At 44.7% G+C, this 15,766-nt stretch carries 8 protein-coding genes; 2 read left to right on the forward strand and 6 right to left on the reverse strand.

Features of this window, described 5'->3' with window-relative positions:
* Nucleotides 1-3: 3 nt before the first annotated feature.
* The 4 genes from KJW29_RS23830 to KJW29_RS23845 all read right to left on the reverse strand — a co-directional run bounded on the left by KJW29_RS23830 (nucleotide 4) and on the right by KJW29_RS23845 (nucleotide 8,763).
* On the reverse strand, nucleotides 4-822 hold the full coding sequence (locus KJW29_RS23830) for a carbohydrate ABC transporter permease (protein WP_214626506.1): 819 nt from the start codon (nucleotides 820-822) through the stop codon (nucleotides 4-6).
* A complete protein-coding gene (locus tag KJW29_RS23835) occupies nucleotides 819-1,703 on the reverse strand; it encodes a carbohydrate ABC transporter permease (RefSeq protein ID WP_214626507.1) in 885 nt (294 codons plus the stop codon). The genes KJW29_RS23830 and KJW29_RS23835 overlap by 4 nt, the downstream gene beginning before the upstream one ends.
* A 60-nt stretch (nucleotides 1,704-1,763) precedes the next feature.
* Nucleotides 1,764-3,071, reverse strand: coding sequence for an ABC transporter substrate-binding protein (locus KJW29_RS23840; protein ID WP_214626508.1), 1,308 nt, complete (start codon nucleotides 3,069-3,071; stop codon nucleotides 1,764-1,766).
* A gap of 196 nt (nucleotides 3,072-3,267) precedes the next feature.
* A complete protein-coding gene (locus tag KJW29_RS23845) occupies nucleotides 3,268-8,763 on the reverse strand; it encodes an S-layer homology domain-containing protein (protein ID WP_214626509.1) in 5,496 nt (1,831 codons plus the stop codon).
* Between the two features lie 298 nt (nucleotides 8,764-9,061).
* Here KJW29_RS23845 and KJW29_RS23850 point away from each other — a divergent pair, with 298 nt between their 5' ends.
* Nucleotides 9,062-10,099, forward strand: coding sequence for a LacI family DNA-binding transcriptional regulator (locus KJW29_RS23850; RefSeq protein ID WP_214626510.1), 1,038 nt, complete (start codon nucleotides 9,062-9,064; stop codon nucleotides 10,097-10,099).
* 436 nt (nucleotides 10,100-10,535) lie between these two features.
* Nucleotides 10,536-13,631, forward strand: coding sequence for a glycoside hydrolase family 55 protein (locus KJW29_RS23855; RefSeq protein WP_214626511.1), 3,096 nt, complete (start codon nucleotides 10,536-10,538; stop codon nucleotides 13,629-13,631).
* Nucleotides 13,632-14,784: 1,153 nt separating this feature from the next.
* On the opposite strand, the gene KJW29_RS23860 is transcribed toward KJW29_RS23855, so the two are convergent.
* A complete protein-coding gene (locus KJW29_RS23860; protein ID WP_214626512.1) occupies nucleotides 14,785-15,075 on the reverse strand; it encodes a hypothetical protein in 291 nt (96 codons plus the stop codon).
* Nucleotides 15,076-15,338: 263 nt separating this feature from the next.
* The gene (locus tag KJW29_RS23865) at nucleotides 15,339-15,500 is read right to left on the reverse strand and encodes a hypothetical protein (protein WP_214626513.1); all 162 of its coding nucleotides are present in this window, start codon (nucleotides 15,498-15,500) and stop codon (nucleotides 15,339-15,341) included.
* Nucleotides 15,501-15,766: the final 266 nt, after the last annotated feature.

Here is a 15,766-nt window from a genome sequence, read left to right on the forward strand (position 1 = left end):
ACACTAACCTTTGACTGCCCCGCTTGTAACACCGCTAATAATAAACCGTTGCAAGAAGAAATAAAGTAGAACCAATGGAGCAGCTACAAGAATGATTCCCGCAGATAGCACAGTCCAGTTCGTACTGTACTGACCAAAGAACATATATAGACCAGAAGTTAATGGTCTCATTTCTTTATCTGTAATAAACAGATAAGGGTTGATAAAGTCATTCCAGATCCCAATGGCAGAAAGCATGGCAACCGTTAGAAACGCTGGTTTAATTAATGGGAATACAACTGTCAAAATATATCTGAAATACCCGCAACCATCGATCGCTGCCGCCTCATCCAATTCTTTAGGAAGGCCTTTAACAAACCCTACAAGAATAAATATGGCAATCGGCAGTCCGTAGGCTATCTTCATCAAAATAAAACCGTAATAAGTATTGGTAAATCCCATAAACTTCATGATGAACAACAGGGGGACTAATCCACCTGGCAAGAAAATGGCAGAAAGAAATAGCAGATATATGAGATTCGAACCTTTAAAATGTTTTCTTGCTATGGGGTAGGCTGCTAAAGTAGCGATTACACAGGTGCCCAAGGCACCAAAAATCGTATAAATAAAGCTGTTCTTAAAATACACCTTCATCTCAGCTTGAATCCACGCTACCTTGAAATTGCTCCAATTCAGGGTCTTGAAAATCGTTACAGGATTATTAAGAAACTCTTCGGTCGTCTTCATCGAAATATTAAGGATAAGAAACAAAGGACCGAGTATAAGCAGACTCACAATAATTAGAACCAGGTTAGAGGCTATCGACTTTCCATTTATCCTCATAGGTCTGCCTCCTTGCGACGAAGGTAAAATTGAACAATGAGGACAACAACTAGCACGATGAAATAATGAAGTATGGAAAGTGCGGCTGTGTAGCCCTGTGAGCCAGTAGACAAAGATTTGAGGATATACAGTCCAAGCGTCGTCGTTGCGATGCCTGGGCCACCGTTCGTCAACACAAGAATACTTTCATACATCGACAAGGTTCCAATAATACAGATCAATACGTTAATCGTAATCGACGAACGAAGCAGAGGAACCGTAATATAACGAAAAGCACTCCAACCGGAAGTCCCATCAATTTTACCAGCTTCATATAATTCTTCAGGTATATTCTGTAAACCAGCCAAATAGAGGATCATACCGTAACCGACATTCGACCAGATCGTTACGGATACGACAAGTGTCATTGCCAACTTTGGATCGCCCAATAAAGCGGATTCGATTCCCAGCTTCTCAAACACAAGGTATATCGGCCCATTAAAGGGATCAAAAATCAACACCCAAACGATGCCAATGACGATAACGCCTAACATATTAGGCATAAAAATAACGGATCGATAGAAATTGCGTAGTTTGAGCTTCATATTAACAAGAACGGCTAATAGGACGGCAATTATATTTTGGAAGACTGTAACAGAAATCGCGAAAAGAATCGTATTTTTAATAATGGTGCCTAAATTATCGAAATCAGAAGTGAGCGCTCTTTCATAATTCCTGAAGCCAATCCAATTCAACGGTCGGTTAACGTTTCCGGTAAAATCAGTAAAGGAGAAAAAGATGTTGCCAAGTGACGGCAATAGCAAAAATAAGATATACAAAAATAAAGCTGGCAGTACGACTATAATCGGCCAATAACGCGAGAAACGACCACTAAATACCATATCACATCTCCTTTATTAGAAATGGACCCCCCAGGGGAGGTCCATTTCCGTATCCCTTTATCATTTCCACTCTGGTTTAGAATCGATATAATCCTTTTGCATTTTTTCTACTATGTCTTGTGGCGTAATATCACCTAGAATCATTTGCGTTGCATATTGAGCATAATTATATACTCCACCAGGCGTTTGCAAGCTTTCCCAAATGGGCATTTGATTGGTCAGCGTAGGCGTAACCTCTTGGATGATTGTAGAGCTGCTTGTCACTCCTTCAATCGTAGGAAGCATTCTCACGAGATCGTTGTACTTTTGATAGTTTTCTTTCGATGTCATAAATTCCAGATATTTAATCGCAGCATCTTTGTTCTTAGAATCCTTGTTTACCATCCAGCCGAAACCGAATTTTGTTGAAGCCACCTGATTGGCTACCGGATCATTGCTTCCCGGCAGCAAGAATGCGCCTGTTTCAAAGCTTGGATTAGCATCCTCAATTTGAGCAAGGCTCCATGAACCGTCAATCATCATCGCTGCTTTGCCTTGGGCAAACAACGCTGGTGCTTGGCCATAATCCAGGCCAGCGTAATTCTTTTGGAAATACTTGCTCAATGTTTGAAGCTTCGTAAACACTTCAAGCCACTCAGCATCCGTAAACTTTTTCTCTTCTGTTCTCATCTTTGAATAATAGTCCGAATTGGCTCCAGCAGGACGAATGATACTCTGCTCAAGCTGAGCAATGATCATATTGATCGGCCACTGATCCTTGCCGCCGAACATAATCGGGGAAATACCCTTCGCTGCAAGCGCTTCAGAAACGGCAATAAGCTCATCCCAAGTTGTCGGAACAGAAAGCCCGTTATCAGCGAAGATCTGCTTGTTATAGAAAGTAACCATGGACACTGTACTGATTGGCACAAAATATTGTTTGCCCTCATATTGCCCCGCTTTAAGCGCATCCGGCATGAAGTTGTTCAGAAACTCCGCACCTGTAAGATCAGCCAACGTTTCTCTTGTATCCTCTGCCACGATCTCAGCTTCGGTGGCGCTTGCGATCAAGTCAACATCGCCGGTTGTCATTCTTGCTGTTCTCAATTGCGGATAATCCGCAGTAGGTACGGCATCATACTTGACCGTAATATAGGGATAGGCATCCTCAAACGCTTTATTTAACTCGTCAAAGTATGCTTTATCTTCTACGCGGAAGCTAATGATTTTAAGCTCTACTTCCTTCTGCTCTTCCGTCTGACCAGCCGGCTCGCTGCTCTCAGGACTCTGTGTCGCACCGCCATTGTTTGAATTTGAACCGCAAGCAGACAATACCATGCTGGAAGCCATAATAAGTGCTACACCAAATTTCAACTTGTTTTTCTTCATTTTCGTTCCCCCTTGTCAATTTAACCGCTTTCATCGTCTACTATTTTAATTATAACGAATCATCACTTTATGTCAACACATTTAACGAAATTTGTTTACTAATAATAATAAACTTTTCACTGAAGGCCTGCCCCATTGTTGTTGACAGGACAGACCTTCAGAATCGACTAGAAGTGCGATTTCAAAAGTTCGGATTTCAGCTTTGTTCCATTATCCTCAGGAGAACGGCGACCACTTCTGCTCGAGTCGCAGTAGCGTTCGGATTAAAGACGTTTGCACCTTGCCCCTGCATAATTCCAGATTCTCTAAGCGCTGCCACAGCCGTCTTCGCCCAAGTTGGAATATCCGCGTCATCCTTGTATCCTGTAGCGATCACGGAATCCATAGAAACACCTAATGATCTCGCTACGATGACCGCCATTTCTGCTCTTGTAATCTGCCCGCCCGGCTTGAAGCTTCCATCCGCATAACCATAAATCAAACCTGCGCTCACTGCTGCTTTAATGGCTGGCGCCGCCCAAGCCGCGATCTGCTTACTGTCGTTAAACATACTTATATCCCCGACGTCGTGCAGTTTAAGAACTCTCATTAGCATGACCACAAACTCAGCACGGCTTGCTGTTTTGTCTGGCATGAAATCGCCGCTTGGATAACCGAATACAATACCGTCCGCTGCTGCTTTGCTAATGAGCTTCTCTGCCCAATGTCCAGCTGTATCCGTGAAATTGTGCTTAGGATCCACAGATTCCTCGGGCTCATTCCCTGGATTTTCTGAATTACTTGGATTTCCTGTATTTCCTGGATTCGAAGGATTTGTTGGACCTTCAGGATGGGTTGGGTTGTTGGTGTCCGTATTGGCCGGAATCGTAATGCTGCTTAGATTGGAGTAATACTGATTCCAAGTCCCCCCGTCCGCTCCATCTCTGTCTATTACCGTAAGCTCGAAGGGGATTCCCCCCCCTGAAGCTGAGAAGTATGGGGCCGCACCATCAAATTCCGAAATTTTCAACTTAACCTGAACGATCCAGCCCTTTTCGGTTTGCGCACCGTACGCTTCAATTGCGTTCATCGCCTTGGTGTAGGCCTGATCATTTTCCATACGGTAAACATTAAAGCCTGCTTGGTTAGCCTGAACTCCATCTGCATCCAAATAATCCGGACCGACAACCACTTGATAGAAGCCTTTGTTGCCCTCGCTTGTATTGTTAAAATTGAAATACATTTCTACACCGTCCGCATCCCATATCGAGGCAATTGGCCGCTTGTTATACATGTAATTATCAGTTGCATTAAACGTGAAATACAGATATTCATCATCGTGAATAAAGGCAAACTTCCCGCTAATGTTAGTCGGGTCGTCCAACTTCTTCACCGAGTACAGGTTGAAGTCATTCCAATGTGCAGTCTTCCATACTAATGCTTCCAAATTGCCATCCAATGTCACAGTCTGGTTCGCAACACGTTTGGCTTCAGGTTCGGGAACGATAACAACATCCCCAACCATAATATTCAATTCAGATTGTACAACGCTGCCGACAGCTTGGTTGACAACAAATTCTTTGCTGCCTCCATTCGCCTTAATGGTCGCATTCGCTCCCGCCAACACTTCGACCTGCGCGGGGAACATATGGAAGAAAGAGCTTTGCAAGTTCAAGGTGCCGCCCGCAACCTTCATACCGCCTTCACGCGCCGTCCATTGTTCAATATGAACCGTGCCATCGCCCTCAAACAAATTGCCCGCTTTGGTTGCCCATGCAGTGGCGTTATAAATATTTAACTCACCTGTAAATGTAGGCGATGTATAGATATAATATTTGTTGAGATGTCGACCTGCAACGTTGTCGAACAGACCTGTTCCAATTGACACCGCCTGCAGGTTGTAGAAATTAATGTTACTTCCCGAGCCAGTCAGTCGTACAACATGCCCGGAGTTATCCGCGCCATAGCCATAGGCATCAATATTGGATGAGTTGCCGCTGATTACCAGTGGATGACCGAAGCCGAATACAAAGTTGCCCAATAAAATAACGTTGGATGAGTTATTGATTTCTATATTTGTTGATTGCGGGAAGCTTGGCGTTACCGTCCACAAATCAGATGGAGGCGCGTTATCTTCTCTGGCACCGTCTTGCCAGTCTCCCATAGTGTTCTGACTATCTTCCAGATAACCTCCCTCAGAAACACCGTCAATGACAATCCCTTTGCTTAATCCCGTTATTCGGCCATACTTCAAATAATAATCTTTTTGCTTGAATACAATCCCTGTATAAGAGTTAGGCAACGTAAGGAATACAGCATAAGCGCCTTGACCCGCTCCTTCGATCGTTGCCGGATATCTCGTCATATTTGAATAGCTTTGGTTGGGATAGAAGATAGATAAGCCATTAACGCCCGCATCATCCAGCAGTGTAATAAACGGATCTCCATTCGTATCGTTTGCGCTCCCGGTTGCCAACAATACGGTTCCTTTCGGTGCTGCACCGAAATGCCTTGGGCCGTCATTCACTCCCCTTAGCTCCGTATTTGCAGGAATGACCAAATGTCCTTCGATCAGGTATCTCCCCGCAGGAACATAGACCGTTCCGCCACCTTCGGCTTCGGCAGCGTCGAGCGCATCCTGAAATGCCTCTGTATCGTCGGTCTCGCCATCACCCGTTGCCCAAAATGGCTCCGATTTCACATTTACCACATAATCGCTGGTCGGCTTAGGCTGTGGCTTCGCAGCTGGCGTATCGCGAAGTGGAATCGGGACAATCGTCGCTTTGCCAGTTGTTTCTGCTCCAAGCTTGATATCCCCGAAGCTTTCGTTCAGGATTGGAGAAGCGTTGGCGTATTCGTTCTCGCTAATCGATGCCGAAGTTACCCTGGGCGCCAGATGAATACTCTGATCATCCTGCATAAATCTGTTGCCCGTTGCAATCAGCGTCCCCTTGGCAAGATCAATTGCGCTCTTGCTCGCGCCCCATGACTCGAATGTAGAATGAACAACGTTAATTACCCCTGTACCATCTTGTTGCACGATGGCTTGCTCATCCTCAGACGCAAAGATTGTTGTGTTAAAATTCAACGATTGTGGATTTTTGAAGTCATTTCCTGTTACTACAGCAGGCCCGACCGTGCGAATCGAGCTGTTTGACACCATCACTCCGATATCATTGACAACGTCCGCTCGAATTCCCGTTATTCCTTTCTCAATGACCAGGCCCCATATCTGTCCATTAAACGGACCCGCGTAATCCGATTTCATCAAAATTCCTGTTTGATAGCCTTCAAAGTACAGGTTGTACATATACTCCCAATCCGAACGCTCAATCACGATGGCTGTTGCATTGGACTGCAGGTAAGAGAGAATATCCGAATCGCTCGGAGAGCCAGCCAATCCGGATTCAGCCCAGTATCTCGGAGCAAAATTTACATTGTGCTCCCTGCCAATATCCCAAGTGTTATCAATCGCAATCCCTAACTTAAGCGGGGTGCCATAGATGTTTTTAAGATAATGTACGGAATGTCTATCTTTTTCGGCATGGATGCCTTTATAGGAATTAATTAATGTAACGTTATAGACGTTCGGCCCCCATACACCTATGCCTTCAATGGTCCAAGGAAAAGGCTGGATATTGTCAATATCATCTTGCTCCGGGTACCAAATGGTTAAGTTGCGCACCACCGAATTATCGTCAGTTGTAATGAAGGAGGCGCTATTCTCGTTGCCTCTGCCCGCATATGCTTGAAGAATCGTACCTGCAGCAGCCGCTGATGACTCCGGATTTTGCCAATCCCCACGCAAGGTAACACCCTTAGGAATATTTAACGTACCTTCAATCTTGTAACGACCGGCAGGAACGAATACGACTGCTCCTCCATCCTTGGAGGCTTTATTCATTGCCGTTCGGAAGGCTGGACCGTCATCGGTCACACCATCCGCCTTGGCGCCGAATGCCATGACGTTAAGGCTGGCGATCGGAAGATCCTCGGAATCCAGTGTAAGATCCATGACCTCCGCACCTAATCTGCCAACATAGGATGAAACCTTGCTTCCCGAAATCTTAATATTATCAATATAAGAATCGAAGGTTCCGGAATCTTCGGCATGATCATATGCAACCCAGATTCTCTTAATCGTTTTACCGCTATTCGATACGCCTATATCGCTTTTGACTAACGACCAGGTGTTTAGCGCTGTGTTGCGTACAGCACCAGGATGCATCGATACTCCATTCTGATCTACAGCTCCGCTTTCTCTTAAAGAGCTTCCATCCGAAAACTCCAGATCAATCCCGGTAAATCTTCCGAGCGCATTTAAAGGTTTGATGTAATATTCAAGCACCGCATTCGGGGCGACATTAATATTTACATCAAATGACTTAAAATACACAAAACTCGGATTTCCCGCATCAACTCCTGATATTGTCAATACTTTGTCACCCTCATAGCCAACTGCTTGAATAGGTTCATTGACGTAATTCGTCACATTTGACGGCAACCAAGCATACGTATTCACATACTGGGGCTGCGGATCATGTTCTTCGAATCCTGTATAAAACAAATCCATAACAGGTCCGAGCTCTGGCTCTGGTTCAGGTTCCGGCTCTACCACCGGGATCTCCGCTTCACCATTCGTGAATCTGACATCATCGAGTTTCGTTGTAAATGCATCCGTTCCTTGCATCAATATTCTAAACCAATTCACTTTTGATAAATCCGGGTCTCCCCTTTTTATGCCGTCGCTTAATTTCAGATGCACAAGGTTCCAACCCTCAGTCAAAGTCAACTGTGGGACCACATTATCAGCAATAGACCATGTATATCCATCTTCCCCCCATGGACTGCTGCCCACTTCCACTTGACCTGTGCCATTAAACCTTAATAGATCAGAGACATAAAACCAGAATTGGATATAGCCCGCATCCTCAGTGACTCCTGCAGCGATGGATTGATCACCTAGAAAATAAACAAATCTTTGTTCATCGATACCCGTGCTTTGCAGAGCCGCAGCTCCCTCTTTTTTATCCACAAGGTCAAGCTGCCGTCCATTATTCTCCCACCAACCTTCCGTTGCATCCGCATTGTTAAAAGATCTCGGCATTAGGAATGACGTATCCGAGAAAACAATGTTATCCAATCTTGTTGTCAGATATTCGCTGCTCCCTGCTATGACAAAGAATCGGAACCAATCCAGCTTCGATAAATCAGGAGCAGATCCTCCAGCAGGAATATGCGCCTCGCTCAGCGGCAGCGATAGATGATTCCATCCATTTCTCAGATAAGGGGATACCTGCGTCCCGAAGTCCCAATAATATTGGGCAGTACCATAGACACCGCCGCTGCCAATCTCAATACTGCCCGCTTTTCCCGCTAACTTGGAGACATCCGAAGTGTATACCCATAATTGAAGATAGCCAGTTGCGTAATCGCTTGCATCAAACTTTACAGCACCCGACTTGTTTAAATCAATGACGCCGCCGCCTACAACTTCAATGCTTCCGGCCCCTTCTTTCTTGTCAACTCCGTTGACTGCAATGGCTTGATCTCTAAACCACCATCCCGCGCCATTAGAAACATCGCCGCTGTCATACACCTTGATGTTGGGAGTAGCCAGCTCGGCAGCGTGGGCTTTAGGAATGAAAAGCCCAAAATCAAATAAACTCAACAACAACACGATAGCAGTAAACATAGAGCAGAGTTTTTTCACTTACGATCCCCCTTAAAAATTTTGATAGCGTTTGCATTCAGATCATATAACCTATCGAATGTTTTGTCAACTAATTAATATAAACTTGTTAACTAATATGTTTAAACTAATTCGAAAAAAAAGCTTGTGTTCGTACAAAATATAAATGTGGCTTCTTAAGATATTGGCTGGCATTACATCATCCCCTACAGTCCCTTTACTCCAATTGAGATATTTGTTTACGAAATTGTTGAAATTTCATATGTTTACAGCTATGCTTAACTTAATATTCCATTATGACTATTCGAGGAGCAGGTTTATGAAAAAAAAGGTAACCATGCAAGCCATAGCCGATGAGCTCAAATTATCCAAATCGCTTGTATCCAAGGCGTTAGCCAACCAAAGCGGCGTTAGTGAAGAAACAAAAGAATTGATCCGACTGACCGCCATGAAATTAGGCTATCGGATCAATTCCTCTAATAAATCCATTGCTTCCTCCAAAACTGGAAATGTCGTTACACTCATTCCGCGGGAAGATCTCTCTGATTTTGAATATTGGGGGAAAATTGTACGCGGGATTGAAGAAGCTTTAAGCGAGATGCATTTCAGCATGATTCTTTCGGGAATTGACATTTCATTGCCGACATCGGATGGTATGCCAACCAGTGTCTCCGATCGTAAAGTCGATGGCGCGATCATTCTCGGGAATATACCACCCGCGTATATCCTGGCTGTACAGTCAACCGGAATCCCCGTTGTCCTAATTGATGTACATTACAATCAGCTTAAATTGGATCATGTACTTGCCGAGAATTACTCTGGTGGTTACGATGCCGCTCACTATCTGATCGATTATCAACATCGCAAAATCGGCTTTGTTGGCGACATTTCATACTCCTATAGCTTTACACAGAGATTTCATGGATTTAATGCTGCAATTAGTGAGTTTAATTCGAGGGAAAACAGCGGTATCGAAGCCTGGCATTTCATCGGCAGCCGTCAAAATCACCACACCCCCTATTCACCTGAGGAATTGGAGGTTGCATTAACCAAGCCCGATCGACCAACTGCGCTTGTTTGCGGCAATGATCCAATCGCCTTTGATGTCCTTCAGCAGCTTGAGAAGCTGAACATTCGTTGTCCAGAAGACATCTCGATCATCGGCTTTGATAACGTCCAGAAGTGTGATTGGGTAACGCCGGCATTAACCTCGATCGATGCTTGCAAGGATCAATTCGGAATTCGAGCTGTTCAAATGCTATTTAGAAGAATGGACAACCCTGAAATCCGCTCGGAGCACACCATGATTTCAACCGAGATTATAGAACGAAGCTCAGTCGCGTCTTTACAATCGTAAACGTTATCCAAGTAGAGTAGACGACTAGTGAGTTACTATCCAAAAACAGCAATTTTTAAATCGCCCCTCTCAGAACGAAGCGTGCAAGTTTCCTGTGCACTCCGCTCGCCAGTGATTAACTTCCACGTCTCCCTTCGTAGTACTTTGGGTACATTTCGCCTCCGCAATGGGCACAGGAAAATTGCGGAGGTACACTCACATTCCCATCATCCATTCGATCATATTCCTGCACCACCCCAAGCGGAATTAACTCTGTTTGTTCGCATGTCAATCAAACACGGTTAACTATCTGGTTGTTTTATACTATTTAAATTAGTTTCTGGATAAAACGAAATTTGTTTATCGAAATACGTTGACATTTCACAGGGCGGAAGTATAATGATAACGAAGCGTATTGAAAGCGCTGTCTTTTATTCTACTGAGGAAAGGATTTGTTATGATGACTCGAAACAACAACATGTATTTGCTCTCTTTACTCTGTTTTGCATTGTTAATCTCTCTACTGGGTAGATTGGTGTTGCCAGGTGGAACAATCCATGCGGCTGGAGGTATTGTTACCGTTACAGATGACTTGGATGATTGGACAAAATCTTATTCCCACTCTGCGAATTGGCGGCTCGATACGGTAAGCTCAGCACTGTATTTCGAGGGGGACGCTTCGAGGGCGACCCGAACAACGAATACTGTCGAGAATATCGTCTATCACTACAGTAATATTGCTGCTTTCACAGCCAAAGTGTATTATCTCAGCAGTATCACAGGCAACATCCGGTTCTTCACCTCTCCAGATGGCATCATATGGACCTCCCTCGCTGCTGAACACGATACGCCAGTAGCGACATCTTCCGGCTTTTATCGTACTTTGTTCAAACCTTCCGCTTCCGTACCAGCTGGAGCCCATTATCTCAAAGTTGAATTTTTAAATGATTCCAATATTTGGAGTCCTCAATTATCGCAAATGACCATTTTGACAGATCCTCCTGCCCCAAACCCGACGGTAATGACCACTTCGCTGAGTACAGAGGATATCCCAATTGCCAGTTACAATGTAATCGATTTTGGTGCGACACCGAATGATGCCACAGATGACACTGCAGCATTCCAGTATGCGCTGGATATGGCAGGGGCACAGGGCGGTGCCGTCGTATTCGCTCCGGCTGGCAAATATACATTCCGCGGCCACCTGTCCGTTCCAACTAATGTTACACTTCGCGGAGATTGGAAGAGCCCCGAAGATGGCGGATCGGGTCTTGGAACGATTCTTCAGCCCTATGAGAATAAAGACAATCCTTCAGGCACACCTTTTATTTCCACGAGAGACGCTTCGACCGTCAGAGACTTAAGCATCTGGTATCCTGAGCAGAACGATATCAACAATGTTCACGCTTTTCCTTTTACCATCGCCACCGACCACAGCACCTATATGGGACCAACGCTCAAGAATATTACTTTGTACAATTCTTATCAAGGGTTCGATCTGTATTTGGCTTCCAGCGGTTATATCAAAAATATATACGGAACCATTCTCAAACAAGGGATCAACGTTGACCGAATTGGAGACATCCTCCGCTTAGAAGCCATCTCCTTCCGCCCCAAGCACTGGGCGAACAGCGGTCTTGGCACTCCCCCGTCCGAATCCGCCATCAAAGCTTATACACGGACGAATACGATTGGCATCACGCAGAAAAGGAACGATTGGGGCTATATGTACGACGTTTATCTTGAAGGGTACAATATTGCCCTGCTCATCGAATCCAGTAGTTATGGTGCATACACAGGACAAATTCAAAAGCTGCATACGGAAGGTGGAAAAATCGGTATCCAATTAACTAAACCGTCCCGTTTGGGCATTATGGTCAGCAACAGCACCCTCAATACGAACGGCAGTGATGGCATTTCTGTATATGCACCCGGCACATTCACTTCTGATCTCACTGTAACTTTCAATAATACCAGCATCGGCTCGCCAGACGGCATCCCTGTCAAAATGGACGATGTTCCGAATGATCCGAATACAACCGAGAATCCCGATCATGCCGGCGTATTGAGCTTCGTGCACAGCTCCTTCACCAGTTGGGGAACCGGCCACCGTGCCATCGAAGCTGCCGACGGCACGCTGATCGTGGAATCGTCCCAATTTCTGGCCAACAAACCTGATGTTCTATTGGGAGCGGATGTCAGCTCCGCCACCATGGTAGGGAATACCTATTATAGCAACACACCCGATATTTCCAATTCCAGCACCGGGGATAGCAAAATTAATACAGATCCAGCCTTCGGATTATCATTCGCACCACAAATGCCGACAGCTGATCCGTCACGAACTGCCTTTCGCAAACCGTCATCCAATAATTTGTTTAATGTAAAATCGTCCGCTTATGGAGCGACGGGCGATGGAATCACGAATGACACGGCAGCTTTTCAGGCTGCGATCAATGCCGCCGAGACAGCTGGCGGCGGAACAGTCTACGTGCCAGCCGGACGCTATAAGATCAGCAACCACTTAAGCATTGGTAACAATGTGGAACTCCGAGGCGTCAACGACGGCCCCCGGCATTATGGAACATCGCCGCGAGGAAGTGTACTGGTTGCGTACGAACATCAGGGCAACGCGTCAGGCACCCCCTTTATTTCCCTGGCTCTGAATGCAGGTGTTCGGGGGTTGAGCATCTTCTATCCCAATCAGAATTATTTGACGCCTAGTAGCTATCCTGCAACCATTCAAGGGAATAGCACTGGCAACTACGTGATAGATGTAACGATGCCGAATGCCTATACGGCTATCAAAATGACTCAGGGTAATTATTACATTAATTACGCTCGCGGAATGGGCCTAAATACATTCATTGACTTGAGCGGCATTACCGGTACCGGTTATATCGAGAATATTATGAATACAGTGGGCGACTGGCAGGATATGACCCGTGAGGCCAATGCGCCTAAATCGGACTGGTGGCTGGATACCCCTTCCTCGCTGGCCACAGGTATCAACATAAACAACACTTCGAATGTGAATCTGTTTAACACATTCACATTCGGAATCGGCTACGGTGTGCGGATCAGTGGCAATTCCTCCAATATTATTGCCCACGGCCATGGAACAGACAATGCTGAACATGCCATTGAGCTGTTAGGTACGGGAACAGGGATCAACTTTATCAACACACAGCTTGTTGTGATAGGGGCCGGCGGCAAAAGATACATCTATGCTTCCCCTGCGTTCTCCGGAAATGCCAAATTTTTTAACACCAACACCTGGGCATCCACGGGAATCGGATCGGAGTTCAACGGGACGGGTAACATTACTTTACAGCAATACCTCGATAATCCAAACCCTGGTATTGCAGCCCGGATTGCCCAATATGGTGGCACATTAAAAGTAGATGCCTCTGTCTTCCGAGTCGCACCGAACCAGGTATATATCGATGCTGCGATAACCGACATATCCCTCTTTGCCAATATCGGGCTGGGCAGTTTTGCAGCGACGAACAACAAGAGCGATCCTGACATCTGGATGAACATCAGGAAATAACAAGCTTGTCCGTAAAAATATGGCGCATATTGTCGGAAAGACCCCGGCATGGTCGGAAGGGATTATATATGTGTAGGTTATGGCTGGACTGGAGGGAAAGATTGGAAAGAGGACTATAATATTCATCAAAATGCCCCTCCAATAAAACCATTTTCCGCCCAATTATCCATTCGAGTGTTGTCCGCGCTGCCGGGGTATTGAATATCCACCCGGTCTACATGACCGGCGGATTGCTGTATTTCTTCCGGTCGTTCGGCAAATTCAGTATCTAGCTCTTGAACGATTCGGGAAAGCGGCTTTACATCGGCATCCGTACTTTCACCAAGATACTGAAGGGAGAGGAAATGACAGCAACTATGGCCATTACAAAGCACATCAATACAATAACAGTGCTACTAAAGTGCTGCCATTCCTTTGACAAGCAAAGCGGCTGCTTTTACGACCATTTTAATAACCCGTAGATTTAATCGCGCAGCTGCCTGCGCTCTTTGAAGCGTTCGCGGTTAGCAGTCATTCGCCGCGCATTTGTTCATAGCCTATTTGATTGGCGTTTCACTGATTTCATCTACTCCGATTTTAACAACCGTGCCAACTGCTTAAGTCCACGCTCAATGGATTTGCGCACCGTACTCTCATCTATTTGTTCCGACCGCGCTATCGCAACTTTGCTCATGCCCAACTATATCTGTATTAAAAAAATGTAGATATAATGTCTACAGATTCTTGTCAAAACTCGTATCATAATTTTTGCGTCTACAATCCGTCTACAATTTCCGCCCACAGAAAAACCCAGTCCTCACGCGGACTGGGTTTTCATGGTGGAGGCGAGGGGATTTGAATCCCCTGTCCTGCACTTTTCACTACGTTTTGCGTTACATTATTGAATCACGGGAAGCCTTATCCAATATGGTTTCCAGGGATTCCGACCGTTACGTAATCCCGTTCTGTTTTAACCATGTTTAGTTCTTGTTAAAGCGTTTGACTACATCGTATCTACACGTTTCGGACAGGATATCTGATCAATATCCGGCATAAATTAATGCGATTTGCGAAATATTATCGCGTATTCAAGTAATGTCGAGGCACTTCTTGATCTTGAACAGGATTCAGATATTTCAGCCCAAAGACCTCAGCTACTTGCTTAAAATCTTCATCATTGAGACAATACCCCTAATTGTTTGGCCTTCTGAGTAATATCAACATCTTGATAAGTCCTTGCACGAATTTCTTCAGGCACCTCGCTCTCTGGAACAATTCTTGTTTCGCTTTCAATAGTAATGATTTGCTGATGACTACTATATTTCCTTATACACATGCGCGACCAGGACTTAATTTTGTACTTAATGGTATTGACCCAGCTTTTTACATTTTCCCAGAACGCACTAAGCGCGACTCCGGCAATCAGTCCAATTATAATCCACTCAATAATTAACACTGCTTTCAAGACAACTCAACTCTTCTTTGCTTACATCTGTGGAACACTAGATATTCCAATAGTTTTAATATCAAAGAACTGTTCCAGGAAGCCATAAAAGTCCTCAAATTCGTATAGAAGCATTGCGTAACATAATGCTGTTTCTGATTAGAATTTAAGAGCTCTACCGAAAGTTTTTTCCGGGTTGTTGACTGCTTATCAATAACTGATTTACCATTGCATTCTCGTAATGAAGCTCATTTTTACGTTGAATAACATTAGTGATGAGTTTTTCATCTTTCCTCAATGAGTTGGAAAGAAGTTTGGCCAGAAACATATGTCATATTGCCCTTAGAAAGCTCTTCAACAATAGTTCTATCAGTACTTGCTGAGTAATGCTCAATTAACCCTTCCAGCGAAATTGCCTTTTTTTCGAAGATTTTAATGCGTTGCATACGAGACCTCCTGTTGCTATAGCGACAATTACTCCTCCAATTATGATCCACTTCGTCATTGCTCCAACATCCTTATCATTTTATTCTTCGAGAGGATTAGTTGCTTCATATTCAATTCTTTTTTCCCTCTTTAGCTTAGTTCTATTATCAAGAAGTAGGAGCGACAAATGTAGCTTATCACTTCTCCATGACTTACAGACCCACTCGCCAGAGTGTTGGAAAAATAATTCCATATAAATCCCAAAGTGTTCTTCATCAGGACCTAT

Source organism: Paenibacillus agaridevorans, assembly GCF_018604145.1.
Lineage (GTDB): Bacteria > Bacillota > Bacilli > Paenibacillales > Paenibacillaceae > Pristimantibacillus > Pristimantibacillus agaridevorans.

What these genes read in the sequence shown, in the direction of transcription:
- KJW29_RS23850 (WP_214626510.1), top strand. Translation starts at nt 9,062, where the DNA reads ATGAAAAAAAAGGTAACCATGCAAGCCATAGCCGATGAGCTCAAATTA.
- KJW29_RS23835 (WP_214626507.1), bottom strand. Translation starts at nt 1,703, where the DNA reads ATGGTATTTAGTGGTCGTTTCTCGCGTTATTGGCCGATTATAGTCGTA.
- KJW29_RS23840 (WP_214626508.1), bottom strand. Translation starts at nt 3,071, where the DNA reads ATGAAGAAAAACAAGTTGAAATTTGGTGTAGCACTTATTATGGCTTCC.
- KJW29_RS23865 (WP_214626513.1), bottom strand. Translation starts at nt 15,500, where the DNA reads ATGCAACGCATTAAAATCTTCGAAAAAAAGGCAATTTCGCTGGAAGGG.
- KJW29_RS23855 (WP_214626511.1), top strand. Translation starts at nt 10,536, where the DNA reads ATGATGACTCGAAACAACAACATGTATTTGCTCTCTTTACTCTGTTTT.
- KJW29_RS23830 (WP_214626506.1), bottom strand. Translation starts at nt 822, where the DNA reads ATGAGGATAAATGGAAAGTCGATAGCCTCTAACCTGGTTCTAATTATT.